Source organism: Ferruginibacter albus (assembly GCF_020042285.1).
Classification (GTDB): domain Bacteria; phylum Bacteroidota; class Bacteroidia; order Chitinophagales; family Chitinophagaceae; genus Ferruginibacter; species Ferruginibacter albus.
On the sequence record NZ_CP083388.1, the window covers coordinates 2,483,885 to 2,499,787 of the forward strand.

At 35.5% G+C, this 15,903-nt stretch carries 19 protein-coding genes and 1 riboswitch; of the genes, 10 read left to right on the top strand and 9 right to left on the bottom strand.

The features are described 5' to 3' along the window. Positions 1 to 75: 75 nt before the first annotated feature. Positions 76 to 1,368: a PQQ-dependent sugar dehydrogenase gene (locus K9M53_RS10835; protein WP_224014737.1), complete on the bottom strand. Its 1,293-nt coding sequence runs from the start codon at positions 1,366 to 1,368 to the stop codon at positions 76 to 78. Positions 1,369 to 1,676: 308 nt separating this feature from the next. Next, entirely contained in the window at positions 1,677 to 1,931 is a 255-nt protein-coding gene (locus K9M53_RS10840) for a YtxH domain-containing protein (RefSeq protein ID WP_224014739.1), read from the bottom strand. A gap of 200 nt (positions 1,932 to 2,131) precedes the next feature. Next, positions 2,132 to 2,231: riboswitch (TPP riboswitch) on the top strand. A 102-nt stretch (positions 2,232 to 2,333) separates the two neighbouring features. Between K9M53_RS10840 and K9M53_RS10845 the strand changes: the two genes are divergently transcribed. After that, positions 2,334 to 2,858 (top strand): inorganic diphosphatase, encoded by a 525-nt coding sequence (locus K9M53_RS10845; protein WP_224014741.1) that lies wholly within the window; start codon positions 2,334 to 2,336, stop codon positions 2,856 to 2,858. A 397-nt stretch (positions 2,859 to 3,255) separates the two neighbouring features. On the opposite strand, the gene K9M53_RS10850 is transcribed toward K9M53_RS10845, so the two are convergent. Continuing rightward, positions 3,256 to 3,630, bottom strand: a complete 375-nt coding sequence (locus tag K9M53_RS10850; RefSeq protein WP_224014744.1) for a hypothetical protein — start codon at positions 3,628 to 3,630, stop codon at positions 3,256 to 3,258. Positions 3,631 to 3,765: 135 nt separating this feature from the next. Here K9M53_RS10850 and K9M53_RS10855 point away from each other — a divergent pair, with 135 nt between their 5' ends. Then, entirely contained in the window at positions 3,766 to 4,020 is a 255-nt protein-coding gene (locus K9M53_RS10855) for a hypothetical protein (RefSeq protein ID WP_224014746.1), read from the top strand. 93 nt (positions 4,021 to 4,113) lie between these two features. Then, positions 4,114 to 4,638: a hypothetical protein gene (locus K9M53_RS10860; RefSeq protein WP_224014748.1), complete on the top strand. Its 525-nt coding sequence runs from the start codon at positions 4,114 to 4,116 to the stop codon at positions 4,636 to 4,638. Between the two features lie 85 nt (positions 4,639 to 4,723). Here K9M53_RS10860 and K9M53_RS10865 read toward each other — a convergent pair whose 3' ends face one another. Then, positions 4,724 to 5,056, bottom strand: a complete 333-nt coding sequence (locus K9M53_RS10865; protein WP_224014750.1) for a four-helix bundle copper-binding protein — start codon at positions 5,054 to 5,056, stop codon at positions 4,724 to 4,726. 84 nt (positions 5,057 to 5,140) lie between these two features. Here K9M53_RS10865 and K9M53_RS10870 point away from each other — a divergent pair, with 84 nt between their 5' ends. The 5 genes from K9M53_RS10870 to K9M53_RS10890 all read left to right on the top strand — a co-directional run bounded on the left by K9M53_RS10870 (position 5,141) and on the right by K9M53_RS10890 (position 7,606). Beyond that, a complete protein-coding gene (locus tag K9M53_RS10870; RefSeq protein WP_224014752.1) occupies positions 5,141 to 5,317 on the top strand; it encodes a hypothetical protein in 177 nt (58 codons plus the stop codon). Positions 5,318 to 5,357: 40 nt separating this feature from the next. Next, a complete protein-coding gene (locus tag K9M53_RS10875) occupies positions 5,358 to 5,822 on the top strand; it encodes a response regulator (RefSeq protein WP_224014754.1) in 465 nt (154 codons plus the stop codon). A gap of 3 nt (positions 5,823 to 5,825) precedes the next feature. Continuing rightward, positions 5,826 to 6,104, top strand: a complete 279-nt coding sequence (locus K9M53_RS10880) for a hypothetical protein (RefSeq protein ID WP_224014757.1) — start codon at positions 5,826 to 5,828, stop codon at positions 6,102 to 6,104. 94 nt (positions 6,105 to 6,198) lie between these two features. Continuing rightward, the gene (gene ung, locus K9M53_RS10885; RefSeq protein WP_224014759.1) at positions 6,199 to 6,882 is read left to right on the top strand and encodes a uracil-DNA glycosylase; all 684 of its coding nucleotides are present in this window, start codon (positions 6,199 to 6,201) and stop codon (positions 6,880 to 6,882) included. Position 6,883: 1 nt separating this feature from the next. Beyond that, the gene (locus K9M53_RS10890; RefSeq protein WP_224014762.1) at positions 6,884 to 7,606 is read left to right on the top strand and encodes a lysophospholipid acyltransferase family protein; all 723 of its coding nucleotides are present in this window, start codon (positions 6,884 to 6,886) and stop codon (positions 7,604 to 7,606) included. 72 nt (positions 7,607 to 7,678) lie between these two features. Here the strand turns inward: K9M53_RS10890 and K9M53_RS10895 are convergent, their stop codons facing one another. Next, entirely contained in the window at positions 7,679 to 8,821 is a 1,143-nt protein-coding gene (locus tag K9M53_RS10895) for a DUF2891 family protein (RefSeq protein WP_224014764.1), read from the bottom strand. Positions 8,822 to 9,051: 230 nt separating this feature from the next. Between K9M53_RS10895 and K9M53_RS10900 the strand changes: the two genes are divergently transcribed. Beyond that, on the top strand, positions 9,052 to 9,888 hold the full coding sequence (locus K9M53_RS10900) for a hypothetical protein (RefSeq protein WP_224014766.1): 837 nt from the start codon (positions 9,052 to 9,054) through the stop codon (positions 9,886 to 9,888). A 13-nt stretch (positions 9,889 to 9,901) separates the two neighbouring features. On the opposite strand, the gene K9M53_RS10905 is transcribed toward K9M53_RS10900, so the two are convergent. Together K9M53_RS10905 and K9M53_RS10910 are read right to left on the bottom strand one after the other, a co-directional pair. Beyond that, positions 9,902 to 11,236: a hypothetical protein gene (locus tag K9M53_RS10905; RefSeq protein ID WP_224014768.1), complete on the bottom strand. Its 1,335-nt coding sequence runs from the start codon at positions 11,234 to 11,236 to the stop codon at positions 9,902 to 9,904. 376 nt (positions 11,237 to 11,612) lie between these two features. After that, positions 11,613 to 12,908 (bottom strand): alpha-amylase family glycosyl hydrolase, encoded by a 1,296-nt coding sequence (locus K9M53_RS10910; protein ID WP_224014770.1) that lies wholly within the window; start codon positions 12,906 to 12,908, stop codon positions 11,613 to 11,615. Between the two features lie 109 nt (positions 12,909 to 13,017). Here K9M53_RS10910 and K9M53_RS10915 point away from each other — a divergent pair, with 109 nt between their 5' ends. Continuing rightward, a complete protein-coding gene (locus K9M53_RS10915; protein ID WP_224014772.1) occupies positions 13,018 to 14,250 on the top strand; it encodes a 4-hydroxy-3-methylbut-2-enyl diphosphate reductase in 1,233 nt (410 codons plus the stop codon). Here K9M53_RS10915 and K9M53_RS10920 read toward each other — a convergent pair. Both K9M53_RS10920 and cmk read right to left on the bottom strand, forming a co-directional pair. Beyond that, positions 14,245 to 14,862 (bottom strand): hypothetical protein, encoded by a 618-nt coding sequence (locus K9M53_RS10920; RefSeq protein ID WP_224014774.1) that lies wholly within the window; start codon positions 14,860 to 14,862, stop codon positions 14,245 to 14,247. The genes K9M53_RS10915 and K9M53_RS10920 overlap by 6 nt on opposite strands. A gap of 299 nt (positions 14,863 to 15,161) precedes the next feature. Next, positions 15,162 to 15,836, bottom strand: coding sequence for a (d)CMP kinase (cmk, locus tag K9M53_RS10925; protein WP_224014776.1), 675 nt, complete (start codon positions 15,834 to 15,836; stop codon positions 15,162 to 15,164). Positions 15,837 to 15,903: the final 67 nt, after the last annotated feature.

Below are 15,903 nucleotides of genomic sequence, written 5' to 3' on the forward strand. Positions count from 1 at the left end.
TTTGTTTTAGTTGTGAATGAAATTGTTTTGGGCACAGATCATAAATTGTTTTTCTACTTATTTATAATAATATAATTATTGTTTGCTAACCCGCCATAGTCTGTTTCCACCGTCATCAGCTACCAATAATGAGCCATCCTTTAAAACAGCAACGCCAACCGGCCTGCCGTACACTTCATCTTTACTTTCATCTGCAATGAACCCGGTTAGAAACGGTTCGGGTGCGGCAATTGGCTTACCATTTTTAAATGGTACAAAAGCTACCTGGTATCCTGCAAACTTTGAACGGTTCCAGGAACCATGCTCTCCGATAAAAGCTCCTCCGCGATATTTTTCAGGGAAACCGGTTGCTTTGTAAAATGTCAATCCTAATGCTGCCGTATGTGCATTCATGGAAACATCCGGCACTATTGCTTTTGCTACCAGGTCAGGGTTTTGCTGGTCTTTCATTCTTGGATCAAGATGCTGACCAAAATAGCTGTAAGGCCAACCATAAAATCCTCCTTCTTTCACACTTGTTAAATAATCCGGCACTAACTCATCTCCTAATTCATCCCGTTCATTTACAACCACCCACAAGTTTTTTGTACCCGGAGCCCAATCCATCCCAATTGGATTTCGCAAACCGCTGGCATATATCTTTTCTCCGCTGCCATCTGTATTTACTTCTAAGATATTGGCACGTCTTACTTCTTTATCTATTCCATCTTCTGCTACATTACTGGAGGAACCAACAGAAATATAGATCTTATCCTTTGTATCGTTGGTAACTATGTTACGTGTCCAGTGTCTTTTATTTCCCGGCAGAGAAACAATTTTTTTACCTGCCGCAGTTATAGCATTACTTCCCGCCGTGTAAGGAAATGCCATTACCGCATCGGTATTTGCTACATAAAAAGTATTTCCAATTATCAACATTCCAAATGGCTTATTTAATCCTTTTAAAAAAACTGTTTTAAGATCAGGTATTCCATCTCCATTTGTATCTCTGAATAAGAGGATGTCGTCTGCACTTCCATTCATTACTGATTTGAGTGGGTTATGCTCAACCTTTGCTTCTGCAACAAAAATATCCCCGTTGTCTGCAACATATATCCAACGTGGATTATTTAAACTATCTGCAAAAAGATTAACTACAAAACCCGCCGGCGCCGTGGGTGTTTTATTTGCCGGCCAACCGATAACCTTACTGATTTTTTTTGCAGATGGAGTAGCATATGGCTCAGGAAGATTGACTTCCTGTGTTTTAGTTGCTACCGTATCTGCTTTTACAGAAGTCGGTGATGCATCTTCCTTTTGTTTTTTTTGTCCGCATCCGATCGATGTAATTAATAAGATGAAAGAAGCGATGACAAGACTTTGTTTCATACAATAATTTTTTCTTATTGTTTTTGCAACAAATATGCCTGTAAGAATAAACCGTATTTATCTTTCTTTACGCCGATTATTTTCCCCTGCTTGAGGATTTTATTTCCGTGGATTGTAATTGTATAAGATCACGCTGCTAAAATGTATGAAATAAAAAGGCTCCGTAAACGGAGCCTTGCTTGATTACCTCTCAAAGTAATTGCCCTACGAAAAACACCGGGTCAAAGATAAGTGCATGATTGCAATAGACCTGTTACATAATTGTTTGAAAAAATTGTATAATTTTTTCAACTGCATTTGATCACAAATCAAGACTGGATCGATGTTTCGCTCCTGGTGAAATCAGTTGCACCTGCAATTGCTTCTTCAGCCTCTTTGTACTCTCTCATCAATGCTTCACGAATGGTTGTTACACTCCATTTCAAAGCTTTGGTGATGTCTTCACTTTTCTGAAGTATTTTCTTCCTGACCTTTGTTCCTTCATCAGGAGCACATAATAAACCGGCAATTGCGCCTATTGCAATTCCCGATAAAAAGCTTGCTGCAATTTTTCTATTACTCATAATAAATAGCATTTAAATAGTGATGAATGAATAACAGGTAAAAATAATTGTGCCTGATTTTATAATACAATCATTTACACAATTATATGAATGTGTTGTAGCAGAATATCCCCGATAAAAACAAAATCGTTGCTATATTCTCTCACAAATCTTTGCCCGGTTAAAATATATCTGGCATGGTTATTTATCTATATATCCCAGATTCATTTGAGGGGTGCTTCACAATTTAAAGAGCTGAGAAATACCCATAGAACCTGACACGGATAATACCGGCGAAGGAAAGCAAAAGAATCAAGGGGCTTCTTCTTTAAGGAAGCCCTGTTTTTATTTAAAATGGCTTGAGTTTTGTTGCATTAAATTCTAATCACTTACTATTTAAAAAACTTACTAAACCATTGAGTTATGAAAAATTATGACATCATAATCGAGACCCCTAAGGAGGGACATTTCAAGTACAAGTTCGAACCCTCTGCCGGCATGTTCAAATTAAACAAGATTCTTCCTCAAGGTCTTGTGTTTCCTTATGACTTTGGCTTTGTTCCTTATACCGTTGGAGAAGATGGTGATCCCCTGGATGTATTGGTATTTTCTGAACATGCTCTTTTTACGGGTTGTGTGGTAGAATGCAGAATAATCGGTGGTATACAGGCATCCGAGATGGATGAAAACAAAATATCTATTAGAAATGACAGACTTATCGGAATACCTGTTTTGTCTAAAGTATATGCACACATTAATTCTATTGATCAGATAGAAGAAGAAAAGATCAATGAGATAAAAAACTTTTTCATATCCTATAATTCTTATTACGATAAAACGTTTATCACAGAAGGCGTGCTGAGTGCGGCTGACGTAGAAAAATTAATAAAGCAGAGTAATAACAGTTATCATCATTTTAAAAATAAGCCCACTTTGTCAAGGCTATAAAAAAGAAGGGAACTAAATAGAAATTCAGTTCCGTTCGAAAAATCCCTTATTGAAAAACCTATAGTTTCTATTAAATAAATATTGTGCCGAACAGCTAGAAAGATAAATTACACTGTCCTTTATTCTTTGCAATTACTTATCTGTACTGGCTTTTAAACAAAATGATGTAACTATTATAAAAAGTTGCTTAGTAATATTACGATGTTGTTATTTTTCCCCAATGTGTAGAATTTTTTAGCATCAATGTGTAAGTGAAATGTGGCAGAAGAAACGGCTTAGTTTTTGTCCAAATAGTTTTATACAATTTTTTCTCTCTCATAATCGACATATATAGCAATTAGCAAAATCCCCTCCTTTCGGAGGGGATTTAGTTTTATATATAATCTTAAGTATCTACTTAAATAAAAGTTGAAACATCTTCCACTTCGCTTGCATTATTTATTGCAACCTTTGGATAAATGAACGCTTTAAAATCTCCATGCGAAGCATTGTCCGAAATGATCATCAAATAACGTTCATCAATATAATAGACATTATCCTTTGTATTTTTAAATGTATTGGGAAACAAATCGGATGCTATGTCTTTATTGAACAAGTAGATAGCATCTGTACGCTTAGATTCTATAGTAACTACCTGTACAGTGGTTTTATATTGCGTGGTCTTTTCTTTTACCTTAAACTGCACAATAGCATCAAAAGACACAGACCCATCCGAACTGATCAGATCGAAATCTGTAATAAACTCCTGCACTGCTGTTGAATACGCTCTCATAAAAAATAAACTAGTGTTGTACAAATTAAAAAAATCAAGCCATATCTCATAGTAATTCATTAATTATTTGTAAAAAATTATTCACGTAATTATTGGTATGCCATTTGATGCTAATTAATAACAAAAATCACTCGAATGACTTCCAATGAATTTAATATGCTGAATAAGGAAATGCAGACAAGCATTTTGTGGAACCAGGGAATAGTAATTTCCGAAAGACAAGATCGCGGCACTGCCTATATTCTTTACAGCATTGGTTCTTTTTATGTAGAATTGAAATATGTGAACAACTCCCTGGTTGCTATTAAAGGATTTACCTGCACCGATATGTTGGATCCTTACATTGATAATATTCCTATTTACACTTCACTTCCTTTTTTGCTGGAGTAAAAAATTTCATTGAACACATCATTTATCACTCACAAGGCTGTGTGATTATCTCTATATATTTGCATCTCTTTTTAAATACTAAAACTTAAATTCATGAAAAAAATTCTGCTTACAGTCTTATTGGCAACAACATGCATGGTTGTAAAAACATCTGCACAAACAACTACTTCTACCGGAGAGATAACACCTAAAAACTCATGGTTAAAAGCCGGGCTTACTGTTGGATTGCCGGTTGGCGATGCCTCCAATGTAAGCTCTTTTACCGCCGGCATTGAACTTCGTGGACAGGTAATGAGCACCAACCATTGGGGATTTGGCTTGGCAAGTGGCTATGACCATTTCTTTCCTAAAAGCGGGTTTAGCTCTTTCGGCGAAATTCCTTTAGGCGTAATGATCCGTTATTATCCGGAGGCGAAAGGTTTTTTTGCCGGCATTGATGGTGGTTATACTTTCTTAACCAACTTTGGAAATACTTCCGGAGGCGCTTACATTAAACCACAAATAGGTTATCATGATTATAACTGGAATTTTTATGCATTGTATAATCATGTATTTGTTGACGGCAGCGCTGTACAAAACGTTGGCATAGGCGCTACTTACAATCTTCGATTTAAATAAAGCGTTCACCAATAAACACATTTAAAAAGAGCGTAGCAATAATTGCTACGCTCTTTATTTAATAAGATGTTGCTGAATTGAAAAGTTATGCAGCTGCCATGCCGTAACATTCATCTGCACAACGGCGACAGGCTATTGCACATTTTTTACAATGTTCCATATCATGTCGTTCACATTCCTTTGCACAGCGTGTACGTATATCGGCGCATATCCTGCATAATTCATCCGCCGTTTCGCCCCGTATGCTCATTACCTGCACCGCAGCATTACAAACTATTGAACATTCTATATTTAACTCAATACATGCTTTCATCATTTTAACAGTAGCCTCTTGCAGGCAGGCAGAAGTGCAATTATTACATGCCACCATACAATCCAGGCAAGCATCAATACACCATTGATAATTTCCTTCTTTCATAATTAAAGTTTAAATAAAGAGTGAAAAAACAATGCCACCTACTATGGCAGGAATATTGAGCCTTTTTTTTATAAAATTATTAGCATGAGCCTACAAAAAAAACCTGGTGATAAAGCCACTCACAAAACAGTTACCCATACAGATAAAGCGATCGCTATTGCAGGTGTTAAAAAGCCTGCAAAAAAAGACAGATCAGAACACCATCCCGTTTCAACCGGTTCAGCAAATGCATTTGAAGGTACCGAAGATGTAAGAGAATAATTATTGATTGTGTGGAACTTGTAGAAATTACTTCCCGTTAATGGAAAAAATAAAGATGCTTTTATCAATGAATCATAATGGTATATATTTTGTTTTTTTAATGACAGAGGAGAATGTACGTATGAAAGACAAAATTATTATAGTAGATGATGATCCCGGTATCCAGGAAATAATAAAAGTTATTTTTGATAAGGCAGGTTATGAAACCACCGTTTTTTCAAACGGGAATAATATTTTCACCGGTCAATATCAATTACCCGATATTTTTCTGTTAGACAAAGAGCTGGTGGGCAAAAGCGGTTCAGATATCTGCAAGTTTTTAAAATCGCAAAGGAAAACAAAAGATATCCCGGTAATTTTATTTTCTGCTATATCCGATCTGGATAAAGTTGCTAAAGAAGCAGGTGCAGATAATTATATTGAAAAACCATTCTTAAAAACTGAATTATTGGACAAAGTAGCAGCAGCATTAAGACATGACAATAATTTAAGAGCATCTGCCTGAGAAATGATAAAACAACTTTCAATAGCATTTTTATCGCTGTTGCTGCTAACCGATTGCAGCAAAAAACACACTCCTGAAAAAAACACTACAACAAAAATTGTAGTTCCCAAAGGTCCTTGGCCAAAAACACTTTCATTAAATGATAAGGTAGCTAAAAGAGCTGTTGACGGCAGGTTATATTTTGACCTGGATGGAAAACGTTATTGGAAAAATTACAATGATGGTAAATACTATTTATTCAATAAGAAAATGTATGATGATCCTGCCTTTAAGCCGCATTAAATGAGTTTCAAAATCCCAAAAACAAATTCCACCGGAAACTCGCACAAGCAATTAAAGACTCAATTCTTTATGTATTTTTACCAAAACTATTTAGATGGATGTACAAATAGAAGCCTCCTGGAAGAAGGTTTTAAAAGATGAGTTTACCAAACCTTATTTTCTAGAGATAGTAACTTTTTTAAAAACAGAAAAAGCAGCAGGCAAAACGATCTATCCTCCCGGTCCGCTTATTTTCAACGCATTCAATCAAACTACTTTTGATAAAGTAAAAGTAGTGATATTAGGACAAGACCCTTATCACGGCCCGGGGCAGGCACATGGTCTAAGCTTTTCTGTGCCGAATGGCATAAAGCCTCCTCCATCTTTAGTTAATATTTATAAAGAAATAGAAAAAGATATTGGTGTGGCAATGCCACTACAGTATGGCAATCTTACACATTGGGCCGAACAAGGCGTTTTATTGTTAAATGCTGTACTAACGGTAAGGGCTAATGAGCCTGCCAGTCATGCAAAGATCGGATGGATGAATTTTACAGATGCAGTTATCCGGAAATTATCTGAAGAAAAAGAAGGTGTGGTATTTTTATTATGGGGGCGTTTTGCACAGGACAAACAAACCTTAATAGATGAAACCAAACATCATGTATTAAAAGCAGCACACCCCTCTCCTTTTTCTGCGGATAAAGGTTTTTTTGGTTGCAAGCATTTTTCCAAAACAAATGAATTTTTGACCAGGCAAGGTTCTGAACCTATTGACTGGAAATTATTAACTCCTTAATATGAGAAGTATTCTTGCTCGTTTATGGGCTATATGGGCTTTACTATGGTTTGTTATTACCATGTTGCTGTTCTTCATTCCTTTTTGCTGTTGTTTTTTTTGGAAAGAACCAAAGAGAAGTCATGTATCTTATCCATTATTTCGTTTATGGATGGATTTTTATCTTCCGGCAGTAGGCGTGTTTGTAAAAGTTGTTGGACTGGAAAATTTTAAAGAAGGTAAAAATTATATTGTCGTTTGCAATCACAGAACATTAATGGACATTCCTATTTCCTCCACAAGAATTCCCGGAGCCAATAAAACCATTGCCAAAATTGAATTTGCAAGAGTCCCTATTTTTGGAACTTTGTATAAGTTAGGCTCCGTATTGGTGGATAGAAAAGATAAAAATAGCCGTCGCAACAGCTTATTACAAATGAAATGGGTGCTACAAAATGGTTTGCACATGTGCATTTATCCGGAAGGCACCCGCAATAAAACCAATAATCCTTTAAATGAGTTTCACAGCGGCGCTTTTAAATTGTCGGTAGATACAAGAAAAGAAATACTACCTGCGATCCTGTTTAATACCAACAAGGTACTCCCTAATAATAAATTCTTTTATTTTCTACCGGGCAAAATAGAATTTCATTTTTTAAACCCGATACCACCAGGTAATGATGTTGAAGACTTAAAAGAAGAGGTTTTTAATGCCATGCAAAATTATTACGAATGTAATACCTGAAGCGGAAAACGTCAGTCGTGAGTTATAAGCTACGTTCAAATCTTTTACACCTTTCACGCATCACGTCTAACGTTACTTATATCCTTCCAAAGCAAATACCGAGAAAGAGGATAACCAATGATCAATATCGTAATTACCTTTTCCAATGCTTTCCTGTGCATAATCCCACATTTCTTTTTCGGCGTTAATCCAGGCTTTTCTCACATCTTCACTTAAGGCATTTGCAGGTAATGATTTTAAAATACCATTTAAACACCAAATACGGTTCAAATGAAAACCATCAAAGTGCGAGGAGTAACTAGTATGTTTTTTAAGGTGCTGTACTTTTAAAACTTCTGCAACACCATCTGTTGTAAATAAGTCCGGAGCAAAATTATGTAACCATTTTACATATTCATCTGCCGGCAATACTTTCCGCATCAGATCGGCTATCAATAATCCCGCACTCATAAAATCATAATCAAAAGGCTCTTTTGCCAAAGGAAACTCTTGTTCAAAAGATCCATAAAATTTTTTCGAAACAGTCAATATCACTTTTTCCAATGAAGCTTTATTAGCAGCACGTGCATAATCCAACGCAAATGATAATCCAAAGGCTGTACTAAAATGATTACCGGTAAAATTAGCCTCAGATATAAATGGAAACTCAAGCATGTACTTGGAAACAATATAATCAGTCAATGGCTGCAAATTCTTATTCCATTTTTTTGCTAAAGGATTATCCCATGTTAATAATTCTTCTGATACCTTTAAGAGCCAGGAGGTCCCATACGGAAATTCAAAATCATCGTCCTGGTGCGTTTTTACATATTGCAGTTCTACCAAAATATTTTCGGCTTTAAAGCTTTGCTCTAACTTTTCTTTTATAGCTGCTGCTTCCGGAATGTTCGGATAAGTTTTCAATAATTTCAATAAGGCCCAATGATTGTGTACGCTGGAATGCCAGTCGTAACAACCATAAAATGAAGGCCATAATTTTTCCGGCGGCTTTAAATCCTCTGCTTTTGTTAAACGTTCCCAATAATAATGCGGATAGATACTGTCTGTACAAGCCAAAGATAGATTTGCAAAATAAGATGCACCATCAGTGCTTAATGTTAATCTGCCATCAGTTAATGTAGTTGTAAGCGTTTTTGTTGCAGCCGTTTCAACCAATGGCTGCGTAAAACCTTGGAGACTAACTAATAATAGTGTAATAACGGATAACTTTCTCATAGTAAGTTTTGTTAAGTAAATATAAGAAAAAGATCGTGGCTGTAACCGATCGTATCGATTAGCGGCATTGGTCCGGGCTTTACGCTTGTAGTGCCTGCTACGCTACATTCCCGGCGCACAGCGGCAGCTACCGCTTCAATCCCGCAGCTTCCCAGCTATGCAATTTATTTCAGCATCATCTTTTCAATAATTTTATTTTACATTCGGCAATCTAAAAAAAGCTCGCAACTATGGATACTAATAAAACGAAATTGCTGCAGGCAATACTTATATTGATCATCATTCAGGTAATCACGAATTGGTATTTTGATTTCTCTTACTTAAAATATTTTTTTTTAAATCCTAGCATGGCTGATTGGGAGTTTGGTATTTTGCAAAACTTCTTATTTCTTTTTGTTTTGCCTTATGCAACCTACCTTTTGTATCAAAAGAAAAGCGCCGGTTATGTTTTGCTGCTTTATTATTTTAGCTTTACACCCTCTTCCACATTATTTGCTTATCTAAAATATCCTTGGCGGTTTCCATATAATAGTATAACACCCTTCCTATTTATTATTATCAGGATCATTACGCTTATACTTCTTGTTCCTTTAAAATTTTTCAGTAAAAGTTCAAAATGGCTGGCGATTATAACAGGCGTTTTGGCTTCCACTCTAACACTCACCATTTATATGCCGTTTATATTAGTCTTCGTTTCTTTACCCTTACTTATTATAATCATAGTTTGGGATGTAAAATTATTTTTAAAAAATAAGTTAGGTTTAGAAGACAAGAAAGCTTTATCCAATCTATTCAAAACAAAACTTAAAATGTGCTTAATTCCTTTTTTGATTTCTATTCCGCTTTATTTTATTATTCCATTTTCTTCCAGCCTCACAGTAGAATTATATTTTATAACGCCGGCAGTTGTTGCATTCATATGGTTTCAGCTGGCTTTAGCCAAAAAGACCAACTTAAGCCTGATTACTCAAAATTATTATTGGACGATGTTTATGTTGTATTGTCTGTTATTTGGAAGCCTGGCAATCTATTCGCTTGCGGCGTCTTTTTCTTCGATGCATTTTTAAAGAAAATATATAGCTATTGCTGATCCGGCTGCAGGTCGTAAAATATTCTTACTAAATTATTTTCACCAACGGTAGTTTCAATATTAAATGACTTACGTTTTTTACCATCAATGATCTCCATCATTGATGTATTGGGAGGAATACTTCCTAAATTTTCAGCTCTGAAGATAATTGTATTAGGTCCCGGTTTTAATAATACTGTGAAGAATTGTGTTTTTTTAGTAACTCTCATATTTTGCACCAGCCATTTACCGTTAATTTCTATTGACACACTATCTCCATCCTCTACAGCATCATCCCAAATAGCAAACGTTAATTCCCTGGATGTAGAAACTATACTCGTTATTAGCTTGTCGTCCTTTTTTAAGCTATCGTAGGTACCCAGGTTCTTTTTTTCAGGTGTAGGAATGTATTCCTGGAAGCTCAGTTGCCGCATGGTGTCCGGTGAAGAATACAATTGTGCCACAATGAAATTGGCGGCACTGTCTGCCGAACTATTAAAATCGAGTGATAGTTTTTTATAATAAAATTGAATATCTAATTTCCCCTTATTAGGAACAGCATCTCCAAAATTTTCGGCAAACAATGCCAGCAGGTTTAAACCTGTATCCAGCAAGCACTCGTTGCTATATTTTTTCTTGCCAACATAAGCCTGGTCAATTATGGTTCTTCCATTCAATGCAACTGAAACAATATCATTATCTGTTTTCTTGCTGCTGGTTAATTCCAATAATCCATCCCTGTTTCTAAAAATAATAGTATCTAACAACCCAAAATATGCAGGTGATATAGTCGGACTTAAGATACGTTGGCAATCATCACTTACCCATCCACGATCATTAATCTTTCTAAGCTTAACGTCATCAGTTTCAAAAAACTCTTTTAAGCACAATGCCGTAGAAATATATTTTTTACTAAGCTTGTTTAATCCCGGAAAAACAGTTGGATTTTTTTTTGCTTCCATCCGGATAGCAGTTAAAATTGGTGAACCTTTCAGATCTCTGCTATAATCAAAAACTCCATTCAAACATATCGGTAAATTATCAAGACTAAAAGGTTTTTCATATAAAGGGTATTTGTTTTTACTAATAGCTAATTGGCGAATATTTTTCTTCACCAACAAAAACTCATACTCTGCAACAAAGCTGTCGCAGCTTAATTTTATATGTGCAGGAAACAGAATACTATTTTGAGGAGTTGCAATATTTAATTCTAATTTTATTACAGAACCGGTAGAAGAAGGATATTCCATACGCCATGTTCCCGTAAAATCATTTATTTGAGCGAATGCAGAATGCGCAAAGAAACAATTACAAAAAGAGAACAGAAAAATCAACCAATACTTCATTTTTGCAATAAGAGTTTACTGAAAAATAGTTTAAATTTGAGTAAACAGCAAATTACTGTCATAATCTTCAATAAATAAACCCCTTGAGAACAAGGGGTCGTTAGTTTGACATAGGATTTGATAAACGACTTAGTCTAACGATCGCACACATCAACAATATTTCGATAAGACAGCCCAAATGAATTAAGGAAGCAAGTTGATTGATGCGTTCTGTTGTTTACTCAGACATAAAGTAGCTTTATCAACGTAAAATTAATTCTCTCTTTATATACTATTAATACCCTATTTGTGTACTACAACAAATAGCTCTATCCATCAAAACCATTGGGTTAATGATACTTTTGCTGAAATATCTTATTAAAAAGGAAGCTTGATATTAAACCCGTTTCAATTGTTTTTCATAAACCAGGTAACTCCAGGGAGGCATTTCAAAATAGCGTTCTTTTTCAAATGAATATTCTTCGGAAGTAAAAATATTTTTAAAATTGCCAACGATAGTGTCGTTATAAATACGCGGCCAAATGTATTCGTTACTTAAATTCAATAAAACCAAAACTGCATCATTTTCTTTTTTACGTATATACGATATGACTTGCATTGGTTTATCGTTACTTAAAATCTCTATAGCTGCATCTATATCTGCAGCGCTCATGGCTGCATTATTTGAATGCAGGTTCAATAATGTTTTATAAAAAACATGTAGCTTCATTTTATCTGTCCATTCAATAATATCTTTTTCAAAAAAGGCTAATTTTTTCCTGTTCGGCGCTTCTTGCCCGCTATATATCAAAGGAATTCCATTATACGTACAACTGAACACAGCTAAAGCTTTTGCTGCATCACCAAACTTATCATACTCTGTTCCCGTGTGGCTGTTTTCATCATGATTACTGGTATAGTACAACCGAAAAGCTGTTGCCGGAAAATCTTTTTTATACTTATCTAAAACAGAATACAATCCGTTCATATCTGTATAGCCTTTGCAATAATCTTCTGTTTTATGCATCCATTCCCAGGTGTAGCTTGCATCAAATACTTCATGATATGAAATATCTTCTGTCTCTGCCAGCCAAAATAAACCGGGTTTTATCGTATCAATTTCCGTTCTTGCTGCTTCCCAAAAATCAAGCGGTACTAAATGCGCCATATCGCAGCGATAACCATCTATATTACATTCCGTCAACCAAAATTTCATAGCATCGATCATTGCTTTACGCAGATCCGGGTTATCATAATTCAATTTGCTTACATCATCCCAATCATAAGGATGCATGATATTCCCTTTATCGTCCTGTACAAAATAATCCCGATGTTCGCCGATCCATACATTATCATTACTGGAATGGTTAGCCACCCAGTCTATAATTACTTTTAATTCCAGGGTATGCGCCTGCTGTACCAATTCTTTAAAATCGGCAATAGATCCAAATTCCGGGTTTGTATCCAGGTAATTTTCGATGGAATAGTAACTACCTAAAACCCCTTTTCTATCCAGCTTTCCTATTGGATGAATTGGCATAAACCATAGCACTTCCACTCCCATATCTTTTAATCTGGGCATTTCTTTTGCAAAAGCAGAAAAAGTTCCTTCCTGCGTATATTGGCGAAGATTCACTTCATAAATATTGGTATGATGAACCCATTTTGCAACGGGATGCTTTGATATGATCATAAATTATTTTGTACTGATGATAAATATTCCGGCAGGCTGTTAAATTCGTTATACCAAATTTAAGTAAAATGGATATACGAGCAAGATTGTAACTTTGCAGAATATTACAATGAAACAATTTAATGTTCCCATCATATATCGCAGTCCGTTGATTGCGGCAGTTAAAAACAAGCGTCGCCAACAGGATAAGATGAAAAAAGATTTCAGCCCTACCCTGCTGGATTTTGGGCCGCTGCAAATCTATCTTGCCCGTCATTTTGGCTTTTGTTATGGAGTGGAAAATGCGATCGACATTGCATTCAGAACGGTTGATGAGAATCCCGGTAAACGTATTTTTTTATTAAGTGAGATGATCCACAACCCACAGGTAAATGCAGATCTTCAGCAACGCGGTGTTCAATTTTTGCAGGACACTTATGGAAAACAATTAGTACCGTTTGATGCATTAACAAAAGATGATGTAGTCATCATTCCTGCATTTGGAACGACATTAGCGATAGAAAAAAAATTAAATAATATCGGCATCCCGACCGAAAAATATAATACTACCTGTCCTTTTGTAGAAAAAGTATGGAATAGAAGCGAACAGATCGCTGCAAAAAAATATTCAGTGATCGTGCATGGCAAGCCGTCGCACGAGGAAACAAGAGCAACGTTTTCTCATGCTGCATCGCATACACCAACAGTAGTAGTCAATGACATGAAAGATGCTGTTGAATTAAGCAAATACATTACCGGTGAAAAAGACACTTCCTTATTCAACGAAGAATTTAAAGGAAAATATTCCGATGGGTTTAATGCCGATAAAGATCTGCAACGAATCGGCGTGGTAAATCAAACCACTATGCTGGCAAGCGACACACAGGCTATTGCTGATTTTTTAAAACAGGCGATGACACAAAAATATCAGCTTACTGAAAATAATATTTCGGAACGTTTTGCAGACACAAGAGATACTTTATGCTATGCCACCAACGATAATCAAACTGCGGTGTATGGCTTATTGGAAACGGCTGCTGACCTGGCAATTGTTGTAGGCGGTTATAACAGTAGCAATACTTCCCATCTTGTAGAGCTTTGCGAAGAAAAGCTGCCGACTTATTTTATCAATTCAGAAGAAAAAATAATTTCTGAAAAAGAAATTCTGCATTGCGATTTTCATAATAAACTGGAATTAAGAACTTTTGATTTCTTACCCAAAAAAGAGCCTTTAAAAATTTTGATGACAAGTGGCGCCAGTTGCCCGGATGCACTGGTGGAAGGGGTTATTAATAAACTGGTTTCTTTTTTCCCTGCTGCAAAAAATGTAGAGGAAATAGCAAAGACCTTTACAGAACTATAACCCTTCTATTTTTATTTTTTTTAATTTATAAGAATCATAGCCTGGCTTTGGTCTGAAACAATTTTTATTAGTATCTATAAATTCTATTAAAGTCTGTTTATTCATATCTCCAAGCAATACAAAAGGCTTTTGTCTTTCAGGATTTTCATTATCGGTACAAGCTAATATGAATTTTGTTTTACTGATCCAGGAAACATCATCAACCCACTGCCCCGGCGAGCCAAAATAAATTCTGTTCCAGTATTTTGTCTGAGCATTACAAAGCAGGATCGCTTGATCGATGTCCGGCATTGCGTAATACACATTCACTTTCTTTTCAAGATTCAATTGATAACTGTAGATATCAATAAAGGAAATGCTGTCGGGAGAATATGTTATGATAGGCTTATAAACAGAAAGAAAGTCTTGATATGTGCTAAAATCCTGTTTCGAATTATTATCAAAATGAAGAGTATCCTTTACTTTAAATTCAATGAGATCAAAATCATTAAATCCATTCTTCCATTCTTTCAATTCCTTATTAAAACATGATTTATTCTGTAAAAGAATGTCATTATGTTGTAGTGATTTACACCCTGCAAAAATAAAAAACAGACATACAATATATTTCATTTTATGCCCCTCTCTAAAATAAAAGAGCCCTCCGTATTACCGAAGGGACATCTCTTGTTTGTGCTTGGTTATCTAACTTCTTTATATAATAGTTTACAAAATTAAACTGGTAAATAGCTTTTTGGCTATCAATAAAGAATAGTGGAAATGTCTCTTTTCGGAGGAATTGGAATACTACTTTTTGGAAAGTAAAATCGTAATTGGGTTAAAATAAGATATCTAGAAGGATTATCAATAGAGATTGGGCTCGTAGTAACAGGCTGTAAAAATATAATGCAAAGTTTGGAAATGCAAATATTTTAAACTTTTTCTTTCAAAAAATTTAGTGCAAAATTCAACTGTTCTTCCATGGTAAGATGGGTATTATCTAATTCTATGGCATCCTCTGCTTTGCGTAATGGGCTCACTTCTCTGTGAGAATCAATATAATCACGCATTTCAAGGTTATTCTTTACTTCTTCAATAGTTACATTAGGATTTTTTTCGTACATCTCTTTAAATCTTCGTTCAACCCTAACCGATATATCCGCTGTCATAAAAAATTTCAGTTCGGCTTTGGGAAAAACAGTCGTTCCTATATCTCTTCCATCCATTACAATTCCTTTCTTTTTCCCCATCTGCTGCTGGCGGCGTACAGCAAACTGCCGCACTTCTTTAATGGCGGCTACCTCACTTACTTTTTCGGCAACGATCAGATCCCGGATCAGATACTCAACATCTTCAGCATTTAAAAATATATCTGATTGTTTGGTGTTCTTGTTATAATGAAATTCGATAGTAATATCCTGTAATGCTGCATGCACTTCATCTTCATCTCTCCAATCTACGTGATTACGTAAAAAATATAAAGTGATGGCACGATACATAGCGCCGCTGTCAATATAAACATATCCTAAGCGCTTTGCTAATTGCTTAGCCAACGTACTTTTCCCACAGGACGACCAGCCATCTATCGTAATGATAATTTTTTCCATCACCACAAAAGTCCATCAAAAAAAGCAAACAAAAAAGCCATCCGAAAACTCCGGATGGCTTTTACAA

Excerpts from the sequence above, each read along its gene's own strand:
- K9M53_RS10835 (WP_224014737.1), bottom strand. The coding sequence starts at position 1,368 with ATGAAACAAAGTCTTGTCATCGCTTCTTTCATCTTATTAATTACATCG.
- K9M53_RS10840 (WP_224014739.1), bottom strand. The coding sequence starts at position 1,931 with ATGAGTAATAGAAAAATTGCAGCAAGCTTTTTATCGGGAATTGCAATA.
- K9M53_RS10845 (WP_224014741.1), top strand. The coding sequence starts at position 2,334 with ATGAAAAATTATGACATCATAATCGAGACCCCTAAGGAGGGACATTTC.
- K9M53_RS10850 (WP_224014744.1), bottom strand. The coding sequence starts at position 3,630 with ATGAGAGCGTATTCAACAGCAGTGCAGGAGTTTATTACAGATTTCGAT.
- K9M53_RS10855 (WP_224014746.1), top strand. The coding sequence starts at position 3,766 with ATGACTTCCAATGAATTTAATATGCTGAATAAGGAAATGCAGACAAGC.
- K9M53_RS10860 (WP_224014748.1), top strand. The coding sequence starts at position 4,114 with ATGAAAAAAATTCTGCTTACAGTCTTATTGGCAACAACATGCATGGTT.
- K9M53_RS10865 (WP_224014750.1), bottom strand. The coding sequence starts at position 5,056 with ATGAAAGAAGGAAATTATCAATGGTGTATTGATGCTTGCCTGGATTGT.
- K9M53_RS10870 (WP_224014752.1), top strand. The coding sequence starts at position 5,141 with ATGAGCCTACAAAAAAAACCTGGTGATAAAGCCACTCACAAAACAGTT.
- K9M53_RS10875 (WP_224014754.1), top strand. The coding sequence starts at position 5,358 with ATGGAAAAAATAAAGATGCTTTTATCAATGAATCATAATGGTATATAT.
- K9M53_RS10880 (WP_224014757.1), top strand. The coding sequence starts at position 5,826 with ATGATAAAACAACTTTCAATAGCATTTTTATCGCTGTTGCTGCTAACC.
- ung (WP_224014759.1), top strand. The coding sequence starts at position 6,199 with ATGGATGTACAAATAGAAGCCTCCTGGAAGAAGGTTTTAAAAGATGAG.
- K9M53_RS10890 (WP_224014762.1), top strand. The coding sequence starts at position 6,884 with ATGAGAAGTATTCTTGCTCGTTTATGGGCTATATGGGCTTTACTATGG.
- K9M53_RS10895 (WP_224014764.1), bottom strand. The coding sequence starts at position 8,821 with ATGAGAAAGTTATCCGTTATTACACTATTATTAGTTAGTCTCCAAGGT.
- K9M53_RS10900 (WP_224014766.1), top strand. The coding sequence starts at position 9,052 with ATGGATACTAATAAAACGAAATTGCTGCAGGCAATACTTATATTGATC.
- K9M53_RS10905 (WP_224014768.1), bottom strand. The coding sequence starts at position 11,236 with ATGAAGTATTGGTTGATTTTTCTGTTCTCTTTTTGTAATTGTTTCTTT.
- K9M53_RS10910 (WP_224014770.1), bottom strand. The coding sequence starts at position 12,908 with ATGATCATATCAAAGCATCCCGTTGCAAAATGGGTTCATCATACCAAT.
- K9M53_RS10915 (WP_224014772.1), top strand. The coding sequence starts at position 13,018 with ATGAAACAATTTAATGTTCCCATCATATATCGCAGTCCGTTGATTGCG.
- K9M53_RS10920 (WP_224014774.1), bottom strand. The coding sequence starts at position 14,862 with ATGAAATATATTGTATGTCTGTTTTTTATTTTTGCAGGGTGTAAATCA.
- cmk (WP_224014776.1), bottom strand. The coding sequence starts at position 15,836 with ATGGAAAAAATTATCATTACGATAGATGGCTGGTCGTCCTGTGGGAAA.